We start from the raw sequence: 20,248 nt of genomic DNA, 5'->3' as shown, positions 1-20,248 counted from the left end.
TCAGGCCTGCGCCGCAGCGCGCCCGGCCCCACTTTTTTCAGGTTGTACAGCACTGTTCTGCTCGAGCGGCAAAATCAGTTGATCAGGCACCGAGCCGTGCCATTTTTTCGCGCACAGGTAATACAGCGCGGCAGGCAGCACCAGGCCGATGATCCAGGAAATATCCACGTCACCGAGGGCAGCCACCAGCGGGCCGGTGTAGAACTTGGTGGAGATGAACGGCAGCTGCACCAGCACACCGAACACATAGACGCTGATCCCGAGCAGGTTCCAGCGGCCATAGCGACCATTCGGATCGGCCAGCGCCGGCACGTCATAGCGCTCACGAGTGATGCAGTAGTAGTCGACCAGGTTGATCGCGCTCCATGGCGTGAAGAACGCCAGCAGGAACAGGATGAACGACTTGAACGCACCGAGGAACGAATGCTGGCCAAGCAGTGCGATCAGGGTCGCCGCACCGACAATCACCAGCACGAACACCAGACGCTGCAGGCGGGTGACCGTCAAATGCCCACGGAAGCCGCTGATGATCGTGGCGATGCACATGAAGCTGCCGTACGAGTTCAACGTCGAGATGGTGACCTTGCCGAAGGCGATGCTGAAGTACAGCAGCGCCGCCGTGGCACCGGTGCCGCCCAGCCCGACGATGTAGGCCACTTCATGCCCGGCGAACTGGCCGTTGGCCGACGCCGCGGCGAATACGCCGAGGACCATCGCCACCTGCGCGCCGATGACCGAACCTGCGCCAGCGGCAAAGAAGGTTTTCACCGAGGAAACCTTGCTCGGCAAGTAACGCGAATAGTCCGCCACATACGGGCCGAAGGCGATCTGCCAGGACGCCGCGAGCGACACTGCCAGCAAGAAGCTGCTCCAGCTGAAGTGACGGATCTGCAACAGGGCGCCCACATCCACCTGACTCAGCAGGCGGCTGAACAGATACACAAAGGCAATCACGCCAATGACGCTGGCGACACGCCCGATCCAGTGGATCACCCGATAACCGAGCACGGTGACCACGACGATGACGCTGGCGAACAGCAGGATGCCAACCGTGTCGCTGACGCCAAACAACTGGCCCAGCGCCTGGCCGGAAAGCACCGTACCGGTGGCGGTGAAACCCAGGTACATCAGGCACACCAGCACGATCGGGATCGCCGCGCCATACACGCCGAACTGCACCCGGCTGGAAATCATCTGCGGCAGGCCAAGCTTCGGCCCTTGCGCCGCGTGCAGCGCCATCACGCCGCCGCCGAGCAGTTGACCGATCAACAGACCGATCAACGACCAGAACACATCACCGCCCAGCACTACGGCCAAGGCCCCGGTAACAATCGCGGTGATTTGCAGATTCGCACCCATCCACAGGGTGAACTGGCTCAACAGACGACCGTGTCTTTCCGCTTCCGGGATGTAGTCGATCGAACGCCTTTCGATCAACGGTTTGTTACCTGCACGATCGGGGGTTACAGCCATGATTCAACCTCTGTGGATTGTTTTGATTGTTCTCTCGGGCCTACTCGAACCCTTGTGGGAGCTGGCTTGCCAGCGATGACGTCGGCACCTTCAATATCTATTCCGGCAATGCCACCGCTATCGCTGGCAAGCCAGCTCCCACAGGAATCTGTGTTACTTGCCGCCGGTAATCATCGGCAGGTTCAGCCCCTGCTCCTTCGCGCAGTCGATGGCGATCTGGTAGCCGGCATCGGCGTGACGCATGACGCCAGTGGCCGGGTCGTTGTGCAGCACGCGCGCAATACGCTCGGCCGCTTCGTCGGTCCCGTCGCAGACAATCACCATGCCCGAGTGCTGCGAGAAGCCCATGCCCACGCCACCACCGTGGTGCAGCGAGACCCAGGTCGCGCCGCTCGCGGTGTTCAGCAGCGCATTGAGCAGTGGCCAGTCGGAGACAGCGTCGGAACCGTCCTGCATCGATTCGGTTTCGCGGTTCGGGCTGGCGACCGAGCCGGAGTCGAGGTGGTCGCGACCGATCACAATCGGTGCCGACAGCTCGCCGCTGCGCACCATTTCGTTGAACGCCAGGCCGAGCTTGGCGCGCAGGCCCAGGCCGACCCAGCAGATACGTGCCGGCAGACCCTGGAAGCTGATGCGCTCGCGGGCCATGTCCAGCCAGTTGTGCAGGTGCGCGTCGTCCGGGATCAGCTCTTTGACTTTGGCGTCGGTCTTGAAGATGTCCTGCGGATCACCCGACAGTGCCGCCCAACGGAACGGGCCGATGCCACGGCAGAACAGTGGGCGAATGTAGGCCGGGACGAAGCCCGGGAAGTCGAACGCGTTTTCCACGCCCTCTTCCTGCGCCATCTGACGGATATTGTTGCCGTAGTCGAAGGTCGGAATGCCTTGCTTCTGGAAGTCCAGCATCGCTTTGACGTGGACCGCCATCGATTGCTTGGCGGCTTTGATCACGGCGGCCGGCTCGGTCTTGGCGCGGGCGCGGTACTCGTCCCAGGTCCAGCCCGCTGGCAGGTAGCCGTTCAGTGGGTCGTGGGCGCTGGTCTGGTCGGTGACCATGTCCGGACGCACGCCGCGCTTGACCAGTTCCGGGAGGATTTCTGCGGCGTTACCCAGCAGGGCGATGGAGATCGCTTTGCCTTCGGCGGTGTATTTGGCGATGCGCGCCAGGGCGTCGTCGAGGTCTTTGGCTTGCTCGTCGACATAGCGGCTTTTCAGGCGGAAATCGATGCTCACCTGCTGGCATTCGATGTTCAGCGAGCAGGCGCCAGCCAGAGTTGCAGCCAGCGGCTGAGCACCGCCCATGCCGCCCAGACCCGCGGTCAGGACCCACTTGCCTTTGAGGTTGTCGTTGTAGTGCTGGCGACCGGCTTCGACGAAGGTTTCGTAGGTGCCCTGAACGATGCCCTGGCTGCCGATGTAGATCCAGCTGCCGGCGGTCATCTGGCCGTACATGGCCAGGCCTTTGGCGTCGAGTTCGTTGAAGTGTTCCCAGCTCGCCCAGTGCGGCACCAGGTTGGAGTTGGCGATCAATACGCGCGGGGCGTTGCTGTGAGTCTTGAACACGCCGACCGGTTTGCCGGATTGCACCAGCAGGGTTTCGTCGTCGTTCAGATTGGTCAGGCTTTCGACGATCTTGTCGTAGCACTCCCAGTTACGCGCGGCGCGACCGATACCACCGTAAACCACCAGCTCTTTCGGGTTCTCGGCCACTTCCGGGTCGAGGTTGTTCATCAGCATGCGCAGCGGCGCTTCGGTCAGCCAGCTCTTGGCGGTCAGCTTGTTGCCGCGTGCAGCGCGGATCTCGACGTCACGGTATTTAGTAGGTTTTGTGTCAGTCACGAAAAAGACTCCTCAGCGATCAATTCAAACCAACCCTGGCAGTGGGCAAGCAGCCTGCGCGCCTCAATGCGCGACAAGCGAATCAGTGGACGCTGCGGACTTATACGCATACGTCTTTACTTGTACATACAAGCATATGCAATCAAGCGGCCAACTCACTCAAGAGCCGTTCAAGAAAAATCGCGAACAGGGCTACAGGGCGCTTGAAACAAGGGTTGTGGCGCGAATGAAATTTTTTGCGGGGGAGAATTGAGGTCGCGGGGGATCGTTACGAACCCGTGGTTTTGCGCCACGCTGGGGCGTTCGGTAACAAGTTGGTGCGCTGAGGGAAACAGGAATTGAAATGCAATTGTAGTGAGGGGATTTATCCCCGATGGAGCGCGTAGCGGTCCCAAAAGGTCTGCTGCGCCGCCATCGGGGATAAATCCCCTCACCACAGGAGTGTTACCAGAGTTGGATCAGCGCGACGTCAGCTCGATCACGCAGCACGCGGCATTGACCGCGACTTCAACCAGACCGGTGTTACCGTCCAGCTGCAGGCAATCATGTCGGGCCAGTTGCGCAGTGCTGTCACCGACCCGCACTTGCAGCAGCTCGCTGACACTGAACAACAGCACCGTCGAGGCCGAGCTGAAAAACCGCTGTTCACCGTCCAGCCACTGCAACCGCGCCTGGTAACGCTGCGGTGCGTAAATCAGGTTGAAGTCGCGTATCGCGCCGCCGAGCAAGGTGCAGGACACTTGGCTTTCGCCGCTGAACGCAAACGGGTCCAGCGGTAACAATGGACGCGTGTCATCACCATCGACGCACAAGGTCATGCCGTCACCCTGCAACACGGTGATCACTCGCTGGTAACCGGCAAAGGTCGAGAAACCGCCCGACTCGGCAATGTCGGCAATCGACAGACGCCAGCCAAAACCATCCAGGCCAGCACCCGCATCACGGGTGATCTCTTCGGTGCTGCCGCCGCCGTTTTTCCACGGCATGCGCGGGTAACCTTCGGCGCGTAAAACTTTCACTTCACTGCTCATTTATGAAAGCGTCCTTCCAGACGATGACGGGAACCTGGGTGAATCAAACGCGCGGCGGTCACCGGCTGACGGCCCGACCACGTACGACGACGGATCAACAGGCACGGCTCGCCTTTTTCGATCTGCAACAACTTGCACTCGGACGGCTCGGCGAGGATCGCTTCGACCACGTGCTCGCCTTCAGTCAACGGCGCGACTTGGTTGAGATAGGCGTACGGGGTTTGCAGAGTGAAATCCTGCTTGAGGTATTCCGGAGCGACCAGCGCGTTGACGAAACGGTCTTCGATTTGCACCGGAATGTCGTTTTCGTAATGCACGATCAGCGAATGGAAGACCTTCTGCCCTTCGCGCATGTCCAGCGCCAACGCGCGCTCGGAGCCGGCGGCCTCTTCTTCGAGGGTGATCACCTGACAGGTGTGGCGATGCCCACGGGAAGCAATTTCGTCGGCGATGTTGTGCACTTCGAACAGCGCAGACTGGCTCTTCGGTTCGGCGACAAACGTGCCGACACCTTGCATGCGCACCAGCAGGCCGTCGGCGGTCATTTCGCGCAGCGCGCGGTTGATGGTCATGCGGCTGAAACCGAGCTGGCTGACCAGTTCGCTTTCCGACGGCACGCGGTAGTGCGGTGGCCAGTTACCGCTGTCGATCTGCTGGGTGATCATCTGTTTGACGCGAGCGTACAAAGGCGCCGGACTGTCGCCCAGGTTCGCGGCCAACGGGGAGACTGGAGGCGGAGTCGGCACGGTTGATCCCTGTTCATTGGATGAAGGTTGCTAGCTTGCCGGAGTTTACCGGGCAGGCAAACGTCTGTATATGTATATACAAATAACACACGATGGGGTGCTGAACCATGTCCGCCTTCTTTGCCGAACGCGCGCTGCTGCCTAACGGATGGGCCAACCATGTACGTCTCGAAGTCAGTGCCGATGGCATGCTGACCCGAATCCAGGCCGATTCCACCGCAGATGGCGCCGAGCGGCTGAGCGGTCCGCTGCTGCCGGGCATGCCCAATCTGCACTCCCACGCCTTCCAGCGCGCGATGGCGGGACTGGCCGAAGTGGCTGGCAATCCCAACGACAGCTTTTGGACCTGGCGTGACCTGATGTATCGGCTGGTCGGAAAAATCAGCCCGGAGCAACTCGGCGTGATTGCCCGTCAGCTGTACATCGAAATGCTCAAGGCCGGTTACACCTCGGTTGCTGAATTCCACTACGTGCACCACGACAACAACGGTCAGCCGTATGCCGATCCGGCCGAGCTGGCACTGCGCATCAGCCAGGCAGCGAGCGACAGCGGCATCGGTCTGACCCTGTTGCCGGTGCTTTACAGCCATTCCGGATTCGGCGGCCAAACGCCCAATGACGGGCAGCGCCGCTTTATCAACAGCACCGAAAACTATCTGAACCTGCAAGCGCGCCTGCAGCCGCTGCTGGCTCAGCAAAAAGCGCAATCGCTGGGGCTGTGCTTCCACTCGTTGCGCGCGGTCACCCCGCAACAGATCAGCGAAGTGCTGGCGGCCAGCGACAAACAGTGCCCGGTGCACATTCACATTGCCGAGCAGCAGAAGGAAGTCGATGACTGCCTGAGCTGGAGCGGTCGCCGGCCGCTGCAATGGCTCTATGAAAACACCGAAGTCGATCAGCGCTGGTGCCTGGTTCACGCGACCCACGCCAATCCCGAGGAAGTCACGCTGATGGCCAAGAGTCGCGCAATCGCCGGCCTGTGCCTGACCACCGAAGCCAACCTCGGCGACGGGATTTTCCCGGCGGTGGATTTCCTCGCCCAGGGCGGGCGCATGGGCATCGGTTCCGACAGCCATGTGTCGCTCAGCGTGGTCGAGGAGTTGCGATGGCTGGAGTACGGCCAGCGTCTGCGCGACCAGCGGCGCAACCGTTTGTATGGCGCGGATCAGCCGATGGTCGGGCGCACGTTGTATGACGCGGCGCTGGACGGCGGGGCGCAGGCGTTGGGGCAGCCGATTGGCGCGCTGGAAGTCGGCAAGCGTGCCGACTGGATCGTGCTCGATGGCAATGATCCGTATCTGGCCACGGCCAGTGGTGACGGGATTTTGAATCGCTGGTTGTTCGCTGGCGGTGACCGACAGGTGCGCGATGTATTGGTCAATGGCCAGTGGGTGGTGCGCGATGGCCGGCATGCAGGCGAAGAGGAAAGTGCACGTGCTTTCACCCAGGTTCTGCGCGAACTTTTAGGCTGACACAAAACAAAAATGTGGGAGCGAGCCTGCTCGCGAAAGCGGTGTATCAGCAACATTTTCGTTAACTGACACACCCTCTTCGCGAGCAGGCTCGCTCCCACATTTGATTGGTGGTGGTCTTTAATTCGAAGTCTTCGCCATCTGCCGATCCGACGCCCGCCAGATCAGTCGCGTGGTGTCGTAACCCTGCTGACGCGCCTTGCTCAGCAACTCCTCACGCACCACACCGTTGACGGTCGGCGTGCGGGACAGCAACCACATGTACTTGCGGCTCGGGTCGCCGACGATAGCGGTCTTGTAGTCGTCGCTGACGTACAACACCCAGTATTCGCCTTTCGCCACACCCGGAATCAAACGCGAGAACCAGGTATCGAATTCGACCCACAACTTGTCGGTCTTGCCCGGCACCTGTGGATAAGCCTTGCCTTTGGCTTCTTCCCATTGCCAGTCGGCGGTCAGGCAACGATTGAGCACGTCGACGCTGCCGTCCGGCCTGAGCGAATAATGGGCTTCGGATTGCGCGCAGTTGCGCTGGAAATACATCGGCAGTCGCGCCAGTTCGTACCAAGTACCCTGATAACGCTTGAGGTTGACACTGTGAGCCGTCTTGGGCGCCAGCGGATCTTCACCGTGAGTGGCGCAGCCGGCCAGTACCAGGCCGGCAAAAAGGACGAACAATAACCGCTTCATTATTTTTCTCCCGTGGGCGCTTGGCCCCGGTTTACTTCAGGCCTTGGCCGGAAAACATCAGCACTTTGTCACCGGCGTACTGCACGCTGATAAAGCTGTTTTTGTCGCCCCAGGTGCAACTGGACATGCCGAGCGCACCCGAACAGTCGGTGGGTTTGCCGAGCAGCGTCTCAACCTCGGCCTTGGCCATGCCGGCCGAAAGCTTGGAATAGTTTTCCTGATTGACCTTGCTGCACGCGGCCAACAGCACGCAAAAAGTCAGAAGGGCGATAGATCGCAGCGACATGAAGTAACTCCTGGAGCGGAAGGGGGATGGCATGGTGCCAACCAGAAGCTTAGAAGAGAAAACCCTCATCTGGTTCCCTTCAGAAATGGCTATTTATCGCTCCGCTCGTCTGGCATTTATCGGCAAATCAGACACTTTCTGCGGCTATTGAGCATTTCGTCGCATTTCACCAAAGACGCCTAATCTTTGGCGCACCGCGGTCGAAATAAGAGCAGCGCAAAGCCCCCGAGTGTGGCAAATTGCCGCCCTTTCTCGACCAGCCCCTTCGCGGTAGTTCATTCGATGACCAGAAACATGAAATTCAGCCACAAGATCTTGTTGGCTGCCGCCCTCGTGGTGGCCGTTGCGTTCGCCTGTTTCATTTTGTTCAACGACTATCGACAACGCGAAGCCCTGAGCAGCAGCACCGAAGCCTCGATGCAGGAGTTGGGGAGTCTGACGACCAGCAACATCCAGACCTGGCTGGAGAGCCGCATCCAGTTGCTGCAATCGCTGTCGCAGCAGGTCGCCGCCGACGGCAGCGCCCCGGCCAGCCTCAAGCGCATCATCGACCTGCCCGCCTACACCGGCAATTTCCAGCTCAGCTATTTCGGCGGCGCTGACGGCGTGATGTTCTCGGTTCCCGCCGGTAACCGTGCGCCGGATTACGACCCGCGCGCCCGTGGCTGGTACAAGGCCGCCAACAGTGCGCAGCAGACCATCGTCACCGAACCCTACATCGCCGCTTCGTCGGGCAAACTGGTGATCACCGTCGCCACCCCGGTGCAGCGTCAAGGCCAGATGATCGGTGTGGCCGGCGCGGATATCGACCTGACCAGCGTCAGCGCGATCATCAACTCGCTCAACTTCGGTGGCCACGGCCATGCGTTCATCGTCAGCGCCGATGGCAAGATCCTGATTCACCCGGACAGCAAACTGGTGCTGAAAACCCTTGCCGAGGCTTATCCGAACGGTGCGCCGAAAGTCAGCCCGGGCCTGAAAGAAGTCGAATTCGACGGCAAGACCCAACTGATTTCGTTCACCCGCGTCAACGGCGTGCCATCGGCTGACTGGTACGTGGCGCTGGTGCTGGACAAGGACACCGCGTTGTCGATGCTCAGCGAATTCCGCACCTCGGCGCTGATCGCCATGGTCATTGCCGTGGTGATCATCATCGCCCTGCTCGGCATGCTGATCCGCGTGCTGATGCAACCGCTGCTGACCATGGGCCGTGCCATGCACGACATCGCTGAAGGCGAAGGCGACCTGACCAAGCGGCTGGTGATCCACGGCCACGACGAGTTCGGCGCGCTGGGCCTGTCGTTCAACCGCTTCGTCGAGCGTATTCATACCTCGATCCGCGAAGTGTCGTCGGCCACCGGGCAAGTCAACGAAGTCGCCCTGCGTGTGGTCGCGGCCTCTAACTCGTCGATGTACAACTCCGACCAGCAAGCCAGCCGCACCAACAGCGTGGCCGCGGCGATCAACCAGCTCGGCGCTGCCGCCCAGGAAATCGCCCAGAACGCCGCTCTCGCCTCGCAGCACTCCAGCGATGCGCGCAACCTGGCGGTCGACGGTCAGCAGGCTGTGGATAAAACCATTCACGCGATGCAGCAGTTGTCGGCAAAAATCAGCGACTCCTGCGGCAACATCGAAACCCTCAATAGCAACACGGTGAACATCGGCCAGATTCTGGAAGTGATCACCAGCATCTCGCAGCAGACCAACCTGCTGGCGCTCAACGCCGCGATCGAAGCGGCCCGCGCCGGTGAGGCCGGCCGTGGTTTCGCCGTGGTCGCTGACGAAGTGCGCAACCTCGCGCACCGCACTCAGGATTCGGCGCAGCAAGTGCAGAAGATGATCGAAGAGCTGCAAGTCGGCGCGCGTCAGGCGGTGAGCATCATGACCGAGAGCCAGCGCGAGAGCGAAAGCAGCGTCGGCATCGCCAACCAGGCCGGCGAACGCCTGGGCAGCGTGACCCAGCGCATCGGCGAGATCGACGGGATGAACCAGTCGGTGGCTACCGCGACTGAGGAACAGACGGCTGTGGTCGAGTCGATCAACGTCGACATCAACGAGATCAACACGCTGAACCAGGAAGGTGTGGAGAACTTGCAGGCAACCTTGCGTGCGTGTTCGGATCTGGAGCAGCAGGCGGCGCGGTTGAAGCAGCTGGTGGGCAGTTTCAGGATCTGAGGCGCTGCGACTGGCGTATTCGCGAGCTGCTGGCGATGACGGCGTTAGCGACGATTGAACTTTGAGTTGAAATACGCTGGTCACCTCGCACTGACGATGGACTGAATTAAGACTAAACTCAGTCCTATTCAATTTGGGCGAGAATCAAACATGAAGCTTTCATCGCAAATCAAACCGATCAGCTACCTCAAAAGTCATACAGCGGAGATCGTCAAGTCGATCACTGAAAGCCGTGAGCCATTGGTCATTACCCAAAATGGTGAAGCCAAGCTTGTAGTTATGGACGTGAAAAGCTTTGAGGAGCAGGAAGACACAATGGCTTTGCTGAAGCTATTGGCAATGGGCAATCGGGAGATTGAGGAAGGCAAGTATCGAGACGCTGAGGACGTTTTCGCGGACTTGGACAGGGCCGACCATCAATGAGTTTAAAGGTCGTTATTCTTCAGTCCGCACAAACAGATCTCAAAGAACTCCGTACCTACCTTATCAAACAGTTCTCGAGTCAGACGTGGCAGAGTACCTACGCTGATCTCAAGACCGCGATTCTTGGTCTCGCAGACCTTCCTTATTCCGGTTCAATCCCCGAGGAAATCGAGAAGCTCAATCTTGGTCAATACCGACAAATCATTTCCGGGATGAACCGAGTCATTTATGAAGTCAGGGAAAAAACCGTCTTCGTTCATATCATTGCCGACTCAAGAAAAAGCCTGCCTTCACTTTTGATGAAGAGACTGTTGAACGGCAATCCTTGAATTCAACAAATCAGAACCGTGACCCAGGCTGACTGAGAAACACCAACTCCTCAACCGTCGACTCCCGCCCCAACACCGCATTGCGATGCGGAAACCGGCCAAACCGCGCAATCACTTTCCGGTGCCGCTCGGCATAGTCCAGATTGTCGGCAAACACCGCCCGCTCGGTCTCCGGCTGTTCAGCCAGCAGACTGGTAAAGCGCGAAACGGCTTCGTTCTGCACCGCGAGGTTTTCGCAGTGTTCGAACACCAGATAAATGAATACCCGCTGAATCGGCTTCAGTTGCCGATCGAAATCCGCAGCAATGCCTTGCGCGACAAGTTTCTGCGCGCGCAGATCACCGGAAAAGGCTTTGGGTGTATCGCGAAAGATCATGCGTGGCAGTTGATCGAGCAGCAGCACCACCGCCAGCCAACCTTCGGGACGTTGCGTCCACTCGGTCAATTCACCAGCGAGGGCCTGATCGACAAAGACCCCGAAACGCTCACGCGCTTCGAGGTCTTGGCGGTCTTTCTTGCCGAACCACAACGTGCCCTTGTCAGCCGATATCTCGCGCGGTGATTCGGCGTGTCCGAACCACCAATCGAGCAGCGGCTGCCAGGGCGCGTTCACGGCTTATTCCTTGTGGTAAGCCGTGGCGCGGGCGACTTCTTCTTTCGAGCCGAGGAACACCGCTACGCGCTGGTGCAGGCCTTCGGGCTGAATGTCGAGGATGCGCTGGTGACCGTCGGTGGACGCGCCGCCGGCCTGTTCCACCAGGAACGACATCGGGTTGGCTTCGTACATCAGACGCAGTTTGCCCGGCTTGGAAGGCTCGCGGCTGTCGCGTGGGTACATGAACAGACCACCACGGGTCAGGATGCGGTGCACGTCAGCCACCATCGCCGCGACCCAGCGCATGTTGTAGTTCTTCTTCAGCGGGCCTTCTTCGCCGGCCAGCAGTTCGCTGACGTAACGTTGTACCGGGGCTTCCCAGTGGCGCTGGTTGGACATGTTGATCGCGAATTCCTGGGTGGTTTCAGGAATGGTGATGTCTTCGTGGGTCAGCACGAAGCTGCCCATTTCGCGGTCGAGAGTGAAGCCTTTGACGCCGTCGCCCAGGGTCAGCACCAGCATGGTCTGCGGGCCGTAAATCGCGTAACCGGCGGCAACCTGCTGGGTGCCTGGCTGCAGGAACGCTTTCTCGTTCAGCGCTTCGTTCTGGCTCAGGTATTCGTTCGGGCAGCGCAGTACCGAGAAGATGGTGCCGACCGGGGCGTTGATGTCGATGTTCGACGAGCCGTCCAGTGGGTCGAAGACCAGCAGGTAGGCGCCTTTCGGGTATTTGCCCGGGATCTGGTAGGCATTGTCCATTTCTTCGGACGCCATGCCGGCCAGGTGACCGCCCCATTCGTTGGCTTCGAGCAGGATCTCGTTCGACAGCACGTCGAGCTTCTTCTGCACTTCGCCTTGGACGTTTTCAGTGCCCATGCTGCCCAGAACACCGCCCAGGGCGCCTTTGGACACGGCGTGGCTGATCTCTTTGCAGGCACGCGCCACCACTTCGATCAGGAAGCGCAGATCGGCAGGAGTGTTATTGCTGCGGGTCTGCTCAATCAAATAGCGACTCAGGGTAACGCGGGACATGGACGGCTCCGGTGGAATGGGGGGCTAAAAACCCGCGCAGTTTACAGGGAGTCTGAAAACCTAGCGAGCGAAGACGCCCGGTAACGTGCGTTGGGGCGCAATTGCTTGTATCAGACGTGATCGGGTCGAGAGAGTTCAGGCATCGGATTGAGCGTAGCCCGGTTCGGGACGGGTGGTGGTTGAGTTGATAGCGGCAGTTTGAGGATTTTTGTTGATTGATCCGCCGTCATCGCTGGCAAGCCAGCTCCCACAAGGACTTCGGCCGTTCACCTGATTTGTGTACACCCAATAACCTGTGGGAGCTGGCTTGCCAGCGAATGGCGCGCAGCGCCAGCCATTCTCAGGAACGGGTCGGTGGCTTGCGCAACAGACTCGCCGCCATCACCCCGAGGAACACCACACTCACCAGCAACACCGCCCACAAGCCGATTTTCTTCCAGTTGGTTTCGGCCACCGCCGCTGTAGTGGCCGGGGCGGTCGGCGTGGTGACCACATCGCCCTGCACCGTCGCCTTGCCGAGCGTCGCGAGCTTCTGCGGTTTGAAATCCGGAATCAGCGTGCTCAGTGGCAGATTCGCGGTTTTCACCGTCGGATTGCCCAGCGCCAGGCTGTACGGTCCGTCACCGCGCGCGAGGAAAATCACCTGCGTCGCCCGCACCGCGTATTTCAGGCTCGGTGCCTGCTCGCCCAGGCCACCGCCGCGCTCATCCACGCTCAGTTTCAATTGCTGCACGGTTTGCCCGTACAACTGCAATTCGTTCTGCACCACATCCTGACCGTTCTGGGTCAGGCGATACAGCAAACCGTTGCCCAGGGGTTGCCACGGCAGGCTGCTTTCGCGGCGACCTGCGAGGGTGACCGGCGCCAGACTGTTCGGTTGTTTCAGCTCAACCTGCACCCGCTCGACATTCAGCCCCATCGGCAACTGCCAGGTGTACTCGCCGGATTGAGTGCTGCTGCCCGTCAACGCTTGCGACCAGACCAACGGCAGCGGCACGTTGCGTGGATCGCTGCTTTTCAATTGCACCGCAGTGAGGATGGGGGCCGAGGTGGACGCCTCCCACAGCAGACGCAGATAACGCGCGGATTGCCCCGGCAGCGTCACCTCATGCTGTTCGATACGCTCGTCGGAAAACGTCAGGCGCGCCACCTGCCCTTCGCCCCACGCCTGCCAATGCTGCAGGTCATCACTGGCCTCGATGCTGAAGCGCTGGAAGCCGTCGCGCTCGCTGGTCCAGTCGAGAATCAGCTGCTGCAGCGGCGCCTTGATCGCGCTGGCATCGAGCAGCCAGCCGCGCAGCACTTCCTCACCGGCCTCCAACTGAGTTGACGGCTGCACTTCCACCAGCGTGCCGGTGGTGGTCGATTGCACGCGTACGTTCGGCGCGCGCTCGCTGGCGTCGGCGGCGTTGTACAACGGAAACCACTTCACTTCATGCAACTGCCCGTCGTCGCGGGTCTGCGCCGATTCCCGGGCCAGGGCGTAGGCCTGCGGCTCGCCAGCAGCGTTGAACACGCGCAGGTCGCTGAGATCGGTCTGACGGGCCTGCAATTGCGCGCTCAGCGGCAGATCGAGGCGATACCACGGGCCGTTGCCGCTCACCGTCAGCGGCACCTGCGTGGCGAAGTCCGCCGGTTTTTCCTGCGCGCCGGCAGCCATCACTACGCCCAGCGCCAACCACCCCAGATTCAGCATGCGACTCAAGATGAAACTCCTTCGGTATCCGGCACGGGTTTGTCCGCCTCCGGTTCGGCTTCGACACGCTTAGGCGGCAGCGGCGCAAAGTAGCCCACTACCAACAGCAACACGCCGACGCCGATAAACGAGACGATCCGGGCCAATCCGCCACGGTTGCTCAATTCGACAAAAATCAGTTTGGCCACCACCAGCGCAATCAGCGCCGCGCCGATCAGCCACACTTCGCGACGATGGCGCAGATGTCCGCCGATCATCAGCCCCAACGCCATCAGGGTCCAGACGATGGACAACCCGGCCTGCACCAGCATCGATTCGAGCAGCAGATCCAGCTCGAACGGGATCCCCGCCCAATGGTGCGCGGCGCGGGTCACCAGCGCGGTACAAAAGGCGAACAGCGAAACCCCGGCGACCAGTTGCGTGGCGTACTCGGCGTAATCCTTGCGCAGGGCAAACTGCGTCACCGCATGGCGCGACCACGCGTACACCCCGAACAGGGCAAACAGCAGGCCCAATTCCAGCGGGTTGACCAGCGGTACGTACGGCAGCGGCTCGGCATTGCCGTCGCTGAAGCCGTTGGCCAGCCAGAACCACGCCAGCATCAGCACTGCCAACGGCGCAGCGGCATACAAACGATATTCGCGCGAGAACGCGGCCACCGGCCAAGGCCAGTTGCGTGGAGCCGCCGCCAGCAACAGATACAGGCTCGGCAGGATCGCCCAGCCGAGCCAGCGCCAGGCGTTGTATTGCTCGGACAACAGCAGCAAGCCGTAGCGCATCTCCAGCGCCAGCACGCCGATCAGCAGCCAGCAACCCAGCACATGCGCCGTGCTCAAGGCCCGTGCCGGCAACATCGGCGCCAAGCGTCGCAAGCTGAAGAAGTGCACGCCGAACACCAGCCCCCACGCCAGCCAGCCGAAGTTCGCCGCCGGGTGATAACGCGAATGCCACGCCGCCAGCAGCACCAGCCCCGCCGCCGGGATCAGCAAGGTGCAGAGCAGACCCAGCGCCGGCCATTTCAGGCGCAGCGCCAACAGCGTCCACAACGCCACGCTCAGCGCGGCGACCAGCAGCAACAGCGGCGCCTGCAGATTCAACGGCGCAAAACGCAGCACCTCACTGACCCACGCCAACGCCCACCAACCGGCGCCCCACACCAGCAGCACTTCAGACAGACGCTGCAAACCCAGCGCATCGAACGCCGAGGCATGATTGCCCAGTTGCAAACGCCAGGCACCGACCAGCGCGGCCAGCCCCAACACCAGTGGCGTCCAGAAGCTGCCATGGGCCAGCGGCCGCAATCCTTCGCTGGCCAGCGGCCCGAGCAACTCGGGGCCGGCCAACAAGAACGCCGTGCCACCGATCAACTGCAACAACAGGCCGAAAACAAAACTCACGCGCTGCTTGAGGTACAGGCTCAGCCAGATGATCAGCAGACCGCTCGCCGCCCACACCGCACTCGCGGTTTGCCACGGCAGCACGAACAGCACCGCCAGGTTGATCAGCACCAGCCCCGCCAGCAACACCACCGACAAGCCGCGCAGCAGCCGCACATCGCCGCGCACCATCTCGTCCCGTGCCGCCAGCAGCATGCCGGCGATCAACGCCAGACCGATCAGCGATGCGCTGAGCAACCCGCTCCACCCGGCGCTGAACACCGCCGCCGAATCCCCGCCCGCGCCTTGCAGACGCAACAGGAACAGCGCACCGCCGAACAACTGCACGGCGAACGCGGTGAACAGGAACGTACGCGATTGCAGGCGCAGGCCGACAAACAAGGTCACCAGTCCGGCCAACGCCCAACTGATCGCTGTCGCCTGAACAAAGAAAAACAACGGCGCCAGCAAATACAGGAAGGTCAGGCCCAGCGCCGCGAGTACCGGCAAACCCTGGCGCTCCCACAGCGAAGCCTGCTCCGCCGAGGCTTTGCGCAATTGATAGAAACTGAACAGCAGCGCGAAGCCGAGCATCAACGCGCCCAATGGTGCGCCGTCGAGCAGGCTGCTTTCGCCGACCCGCAGCTGACTGAGGAACGCCAGCGCCGAACCCAGTTGCAGCAACAGGGCAAACGCTCGGGCGAACGGCCGCTGCTGACGCAGGCCGAGCCAGAAAACCCCCGCGCCCTCCACTGCCCACGCTGCTGAGGTCCAGCGTGCATCGAGGCCTAGCGGGATCGCCAGACTGGCGAAGATCACCCCCAGCGCCAGACAGGTTTCACCCAGCAGCAAGGCGCGACCACCCATCAGTAACCGGGCCAGGCCCATGTAGATCACGCCCAGTGCGAGTGCACTGAACGCAGCGCCGAACTCCAGGTGCTGCACCAGCGCAAACTGCAAACCGAAGCCCACGAGCGGCGGGCCGAACAGCATTGTGCCGTCGACGTAGTCGCCCTTGCGCGCCGACCAGTGCAGCAGCGCCTCGCGATCGCCGTCCGCCGGCGCATCGGGCATGTCTAGCAACTTGCGCCGGGCAAACAACAGGCCGATGGCCAGGTACATCAGGAAGAACAGAATCAGGAACGGTTCCGTGCTCCACAGCAACTCGGGCGCATACGAACGCAGCCCCCAGGCGAAACCGATGCCGAACGTGCCAACGAATCCGATCAGGTTGAGCAGGCGCCAGGCCTTGAACCAGGCGATGGCAAGGATGCCGGCATTGAGCAGAGCGAAATAGCTGAACAGCGCCACATGGTTGCCGGCGCCGGTCGAGGTCAGGATCGGCGCGGCGAAACCGCCGAGCGCAGCGGCGGCGGCCAGTCCAAGAGCATCCTGGGTGATGGCGAGAATGGCCGAAAACACCGTGACCGCCACCAGCAAACCCAGCGCGGCGGACGGATCAAGCAACGGATGCAGTCGCATCGCCGCAAACACCGTCAGGTACAGCACCGCGATGCCGGTGCCCTGCAGAATCAGCGCGTAGCTGCTGTTGCGCCGACGCAACCACCAACCCAGCGCCAGCAGGGCCAACGCCGCCGCCGCGACGCCGGCATAACGCAATTCGATCGGCACCACCATGCCTTCAGTGGCATAGCGCAGCAGGAACGCCAGACCGAAAAACAACAGCACCACGCCGACCCGCAACACCGTGTTGCCGCCGAACAGCCAGTTGCGCGCAGCGCTGATGCCGCGCTCGATCAGGTTCGGGCCACGGGGTTCGGCAGGTTGTGTGGGGACTGCAGGCTCGTCGGTGACGGCGTCCAGACGCCAGACATCGGCCGGCAGCGGCTGGCTGGTTTCGCTGGCAACGGCAGAGATCGGTTCGAGTTCGGGCGGTAGTTCCCAGACCAGCTCAGGGGTAGCGGCGGATGCTTGTTCGGCAACGATGACGGGGTCGACGGCAGCGTCCGGAGTCGGCGCCATGCTCGGCGGTGTAGTGCGCACGCCGGCACCTTCAAGCAGGAACAGTCGCTGCTCGACAGCCTGCAAGGCGACTTTGGCCTGCTCCAGTTGGCGCTGCTGTTCGGTGGCCTGCGAGCCAAGCCGGGCAAGGCGCAGCGTTTGCCCGATCGCCAGCCCGAGCAGCGCCCCCAATAGCGCGGCGCTGAACGACTCATCAAGCAGCCAGCCGAGCAGCAGCCCGATCAACATGAACATCCATTGCATGGTCGATATCCCTAAGCGCAAAGGCCAATCCGGGAAGATTAGCGCAGCCTGATCCAAAAAGATCGCAGCCTTCGGCAGCTCCTACAGGGTTATGTGAACACCTGTGTAGGAGCTGCCGAAGGCTGCGATCTTTTCCGGCGCGCCGATTATATCGAGCCCAGCGAAAAGTTACTCCAGTGCCTTCCAGATATCCGTGGCGTACTCACGAATGGTCCGGTCAGAGGAAAACCAGCCCATCCGCGCCGTGTTGAGCACTGCCGAACGCCACCAGTTGTTAGCGTCGTGCCAGTGCGCATCGACGCGTTTCTGTGCTTCCCAGTAGGAATCGAAGTCGGCGCAGACCAGGAAGCGGTCGTAGTCCACCAGCGAATCAATCAGCCCGGTATAGCGCGACGTGTCATCCGGCGAGAACACGCCACTGCGGATCGCTTGCAGCACGTCGCTCAAACGGTGCGACGCGGCGATGTCCGGCGCGGCGCTGAACTCGTGGTTCTGTTTGCGCGCTTCAACCTGCTGCGCACTGAGGCCGAAGATGAACATATGCTCGGCGCCGATGCGCTCGCACATTTCCACGTTGGCACCGTCGAGGGTGCCGATGGTCAGTGCGCCGTTGAGACCGAACTTCATGTTACTGGTGCCCGACGCTTCGAAGCCGGCCGTGGAAATCTGCTCGGACAAGTCCGCCGCCGGAATGATGCTCTCGGCGAGGCTGACGTTGTAGTTGGGCAGGAACACCACCTTCAGCAAACCACGCACGGTCGGGTCGTTGTTCACCACCCGGGCGATGTCGTTGGTCAGCTTGATGATCAGCTTGGCCTGGTGATAACTCGCCGCCGCTTTACCGGCGAAGATCTTCACCCGCGGTACCCAGTCCACTTCCGGCTCGGCACGAATCGCCTGATACAGCGCCACCGTGTGCATCAGGTTGAGCAACTGGCGCTTGTATTCGTGGATCCGTTTGACCTGCACGTCGAACATCGCCGCCGGATTGACCGCGATCCCCAACCGCTCGTGAATCAGATAGGCCAATGCTTTCTTGCTGTGCAGGCGCTGCTCGGCGAAGGCTTTGCGGAACGTGGTTTTCTCGGCGAACGGCTCCAGATCGAGCAAGCGCTCTTCCGGGTTATCCAGCACCTGCGGGCCGAGTGCATCGACCAGCATCGAGGTCAGTTCGGAGTTGGCCTGGAACAACCAGCGGCGGAAGGTGATGCCGTTGGTTTTGTTGTTGATCCGCTCCGGGTAGAGCTTGTGCAGTTCGGCGAACACGGTCTTGCGCATCAGTTGCGTGTGCAGACCGGATACGCCATTGACGCTGTGCGATCCGAGGAACGCGAGGTTGCCCATGCGCACCCGACGACCGTTGTCTTCTTCGATCAGCGACACCGCGCGCAGCACGTCGAAATCATGAATGCCCTTGGCGCGCAGCGAGTCGATGTGCTGCGCGTTGATCAGGTAAATGATCTGCATGTGCCGCGGCAGCATGCGCTCCATCAAACCGACCGGCCAGGTTTCCAGCGCCTCGGGCAACAGCGTGTGGTTGGTGTACGACAGCGTGTCGACGGTGACTTGCCACGCCGCATCCCAGGCCACGTCGTAGACGTCGACCAGTTGCCGCATCAGTTCGGCGACGGCAATCGAGGGGTGGGTGTCGTTGAGCTGAATCGCTGCATGGTCGCCCAGAGTCAGCACCGAGGTGTGCATGTTGCGATGGCGACGCAGCAAATCCTGCAGCGAAGCCGCGACGAAGAAATATTCCTGACGCAAGCGCAATTCCTGCCCGGCCTCAGTGCTGTCCGCCGGGTAAAGCACCCGGGAAATACTTTCCGCGCGAGCTACCTCAGCCACCGCGCCCAGGTGATCACCGGCGTTGAAACGCTCCAGGTGCAGATCTTCCATGGCGCGTGCACGCCACAGGCGCAGAGTGTTGACGCTCGCCCCACGCCAGCCGACCACCGGCGTGTCGTAGGCAATCGCCCGCACGGTTTCCGCCGGCGACCAGACCTGTTTGGTCTTGCCACTGGCATCGGTGACGGTTTCGACGCTGCCACCGAAGCCAATGGTGTACACCACTTCCGGACGCTCAAACTCCCACGGGTTGCCGAAATCCAGCCAGTGCTCGGTCTGTTCCTGCTGCCAGCCATCGACGATGGCCTGGCGGAACAACCCGTGTTCATAACGAATGCCGTAACCGTGCCCGGCAATGCCGAGGGTCGACATGCTTTCCATGAAGCACGCCGCCAGACGCCCGAGGCCGCCATTGCCGAGTGCCGCGTCAGGTTCCAGCAGGCGGATCCGTTCCAGATCGACGCCCAGTTCGGTCAGCGCTTCACGGGCGACGTCCAGCAGGCCGAGGTTGCTCAGGCTGTCGTAGAGCAAACGGCCGATGAGAAATTCCAGCGAGAGGTAATACACCCGCTTCTGGCCTTTGCGGTAGATCTGCCGGGTGTGGTCCATCCAGTGTTCGACCACGTGGTCGCGTGCCGCCAGGGCAATGGCTTCGAACCAGTCATGGTCAAAGGCGTGATCCGGGTCTTTGCCCACCGCATAGGTGAGCTTGGTCAGGACGGCATCGCGGAATGCGGCCACCTCTGCTTCGCGAACTAGTGGTTCTTGAGTCATCGATAGGACCTCGAGCGAGCGGGGAATTGTCTGAGCCTAGACGGTCTGACCGACGGTAGAGGCGCAGGTTCGGCAGTTTTTCCGAAGTCGGTGAGATCGCCCGGCATTACCTTGGCGAGTGGGCTAATGAATGCAGGGGCCGTGCCGGACTGAATGGCATTTACACGGCGTTTGCAAAAATCTGGCGAAAGGTTGTTCAAAAATCCACCAGTCCCGGTATGATCGCGCGCCCTGATGCAT

15 protein-coding genes are annotated in these 20,248 nt (G+C 61.2%); 4 read left to right on the top strand and 11 right to left on the bottom strand.

Annotated elements, in window-relative coordinates; translation table 11 throughout:
• The 4 genes from GTQ41_RS01920 to hutC all read right to left on the bottom strand — a co-directional run bounded on the left by GTQ41_RS01920 (position 1) and on the right by hutC (position 5,008).
• Positions 1-1,473: a cytosine permease gene (locus GTQ41_RS01920; protein WP_047290869.1), complete on the bottom strand. Its 1,473-nt coding sequence runs from the start codon at positions 1,471-1,473 to the stop codon at positions 1-3.
• 153 nt (positions 1,474-1,626) lie between these two features.
• Positions 1,627-3,312 carry a urocanate hydratase gene (gene hutU, locus GTQ41_RS01915; protein ID WP_047290868.1) on the bottom strand — a complete coding sequence of 562 codons (1,686 nt, stop codon included), beginning with the start codon at positions 3,310-3,312 and terminating at the stop codon, positions 1,627-1,629.
• Between the two features lie 458 nt (positions 3,313-3,770).
• A complete protein-coding gene (locus tag GTQ41_RS01910; protein ID WP_047290867.1) occupies positions 3,771-4,343 on the bottom strand; it encodes a HutD family protein in 573 nt (190 codons plus the stop codon).
• The gene (hutC, locus tag GTQ41_RS01905; RefSeq protein ID WP_230679353.1) at positions 4,340-5,008 is read right to left on the bottom strand and encodes a histidine utilization repressor; all 669 of its coding nucleotides are present in this window, start codon (positions 5,006-5,008) and stop codon (positions 4,340-4,342) included. Before hutC ends, GTQ41_RS01910 begins: the two co-directional genes overlap by 4 nt.
• Positions 5,009-5,196: 188 nt before the next feature.
• Between hutC and GTQ41_RS01900 the strand changes: the two genes are divergently transcribed.
• On the top strand, positions 5,197-6,561 hold the full coding sequence (locus tag GTQ41_RS01900; protein WP_041071457.1) for a formimidoylglutamate deiminase: 1,365 nt from the start codon (positions 5,197-5,199) through the stop codon (positions 6,559-6,561).
• Between the two features lie 120 nt (positions 6,562-6,681).
• Here the strand turns inward: GTQ41_RS01900 and GTQ41_RS01895 are convergent, their stop codons facing one another.
• Together GTQ41_RS01895 and GTQ41_RS01890 are read right to left on the bottom strand one after the other, a co-directional pair.
• Positions 6,682-7,251 carry a lipocalin family protein gene (locus GTQ41_RS01895; RefSeq protein WP_047290866.1) on the bottom strand — a complete coding sequence of 190 codons (570 nt, stop codon included), beginning with the start codon at positions 7,249-7,251 and terminating at the stop codon, positions 6,682-6,684.
• Positions 7,252-7,282: 31 nt separating this feature from the next.
• The gene (locus tag GTQ41_RS01890) at positions 7,283-7,537 is read right to left on the bottom strand and encodes a hypothetical protein (RefSeq protein WP_003220802.1); all 255 of its coding nucleotides are present in this window, start codon (positions 7,535-7,537) and stop codon (positions 7,283-7,285) included.
• 282 nt (positions 7,538-7,819) lie between these two features.
• On the opposite strand from GTQ41_RS01890, the gene GTQ41_RS01885 reads away from it, so the two are divergent.
• The 3 genes from GTQ41_RS01885 (at position 7,820) to GTQ41_RS01875 (ending at position 10,464) form a co-directional block, all read left to right on the top strand.
• Positions 7,820-9,712, top strand: a complete 1,893-nt coding sequence (locus tag GTQ41_RS01885) for a methyl-accepting chemotaxis protein (protein WP_217325413.1) — start codon at positions 7,820-7,822, stop codon at positions 9,710-9,712.
• A 150-nt stretch (positions 9,713-9,862) separates the two neighbouring features.
• Complete coding sequence (locus GTQ41_RS01880; RefSeq protein WP_047290864.1) at positions 9,863-10,135, top strand: type II toxin-antitoxin system Phd/YefM family antitoxin; 273 nt, start codon at positions 9,863-9,865, stop codon at positions 10,133-10,135.
• On the top strand, positions 10,132-10,464 hold the full coding sequence (locus tag GTQ41_RS01875) for a type II toxin-antitoxin system RelE/ParE family toxin (protein WP_047290863.1): 333 nt from the start codon (positions 10,132-10,134) through the stop codon (positions 10,462-10,464). The genes GTQ41_RS01880 and GTQ41_RS01875 overlap by 4 nt, the downstream gene beginning before the upstream one ends.
• A 10-nt stretch (positions 10,465-10,474) precedes the next feature.
• Here the strand turns inward: GTQ41_RS01875 and GTQ41_RS01870 are convergent, their stop codons facing one another.
• The 5 genes from GTQ41_RS01870 to GTQ41_RS01850 all read right to left on the bottom strand — a co-directional run bounded on the left by GTQ41_RS01870 (position 10,475) and on the right by GTQ41_RS01850 (position 20,008).
• Positions 10,475-11,077, bottom strand: a complete 603-nt coding sequence (locus tag GTQ41_RS01870) for a DUF924 family protein (RefSeq protein WP_047290862.1) — start codon at positions 11,075-11,077, stop codon at positions 10,475-10,477.
• A gap of 3 nt (positions 11,078-11,080) precedes the next feature.
• Complete coding sequence (locus tag GTQ41_RS01865) at positions 11,081-12,091, bottom strand: class 1 fructose-bisphosphatase (protein ID WP_003220797.1); 1,011 nt, start codon at positions 12,089-12,091, stop codon at positions 11,081-11,083.
• 340 nt (positions 12,092-12,431) lie between these two features.
• A complete protein-coding gene (locus tag GTQ41_RS01860) occupies positions 12,432-13,796 on the bottom strand; it encodes a DUF3999 domain-containing protein (RefSeq protein ID WP_047290861.1) in 1,365 nt (454 codons plus the stop codon).
• Positions 13,793-17,389, bottom strand: coding sequence for a DUF2339 domain-containing protein (locus tag GTQ41_RS01855; RefSeq protein WP_047290860.1), 3,597 nt, complete (start codon positions 17,387-17,389; stop codon positions 13,793-13,795). Before GTQ41_RS01855 ends, GTQ41_RS01860 begins: the two co-directional genes overlap by 4 nt.
• Before the next feature lie 168 nt (positions 17,390-17,557).
• Complete coding sequence (locus GTQ41_RS01850) at positions 17,558-20,008, bottom strand: glycogen/starch/alpha-glucan phosphorylase (protein ID WP_217325412.1); 2,451 nt, start codon at positions 20,006-20,008, stop codon at positions 17,558-17,560.
• Between the last annotated feature and the right edge of the window lie 240 nt (positions 20,009-20,248).

Source organism: Pseudomonas sp. AN-B15 (genome assembly GCF_019056475.1).
Classification (GTDB): Bacteria; Pseudomonadota; Gammaproteobacteria; order Pseudomonadales; family Pseudomonadaceae; genus Aquipseudomonas; species Aquipseudomonas parakoreensis.
Note: the sequence above shows the minus strand (reverse complement) of the source record. Positions and strands in the feature narration are given on the sequence as shown.

Bases quoted from the DNA above. Each gene is read 5' to 3' on its own strand.
- GTQ41_RS01895 (WP_047290866.1), bottom strand. From the start codon at position 7,251: ATGAAGCGGTTATTGTTCGTCCTTTTTGCCGGCCTGGTACTGGCCGGC.
- GTQ41_RS01885 (WP_217325413.1), top strand. From the start codon at position 7,820: ATGACCAGAAACATGAAATTCAGCCACAAGATCTTGTTGGCTGCCGCC.
- GTQ41_RS01910 (WP_047290867.1), bottom strand. From the start codon at position 4,343: ATGAGCAGTGAAGTGAAAGTTTTACGCGCCGAAGGTTACCCGCGCATG.
- GTQ41_RS01880 (WP_047290864.1), top strand. From the start codon at position 9,863: ATGAAGCTTTCATCGCAAATCAAACCGATCAGCTACCTCAAAAGTCAT.
- GTQ41_RS01865 (WP_003220797.1), bottom strand. From the start codon at position 12,091: ATGTCCCGCGTTACCCTGAGTCGCTATTTGATTGAGCAGACCCGCAGC.
- GTQ41_RS01920 (WP_047290869.1), bottom strand. From the start codon at position 1,473: ATGGCTGTAACCCCCGATCGTGCAGGTAACAAACCGTTGATCGAAAGG.
- GTQ41_RS01890 (WP_003220802.1), bottom strand. From the start codon at position 7,537: ATGTCGCTGCGATCTATCGCCCTTCTGACTTTTTGCGTGCTGTTGGCC.
- GTQ41_RS01855 (WP_047290860.1), bottom strand. From the start codon at position 17,389: ATGCAATGGATGTTCATGTTGATCGGGCTGCTGCTCGGCTGGCTGCTT.
- GTQ41_RS01875 (WP_047290863.1), top strand. From the start codon at position 10,132: ATGAGTTTAAAGGTCGTTATTCTTCAGTCCGCACAAACAGATCTCAAA.
- GTQ41_RS01850 (WP_217325412.1), bottom strand. From the start codon at position 20,008: ATGACTCAAGAACCACTAGTTCGCGAAGCAGAGGTGGCCGCATTCCGC.
- GTQ41_RS01900 (WP_041071457.1), top strand. From the start codon at position 5,197: ATGTCCGCCTTCTTTGCCGAACGCGCGCTGCTGCCTAACGGATGGGCC.
- hutC (WP_230679353.1), bottom strand. From the start codon at position 5,008: ATGATCACCCAGCAGATCGACAGCGGTAACTGGCCACCGCACTACCGC.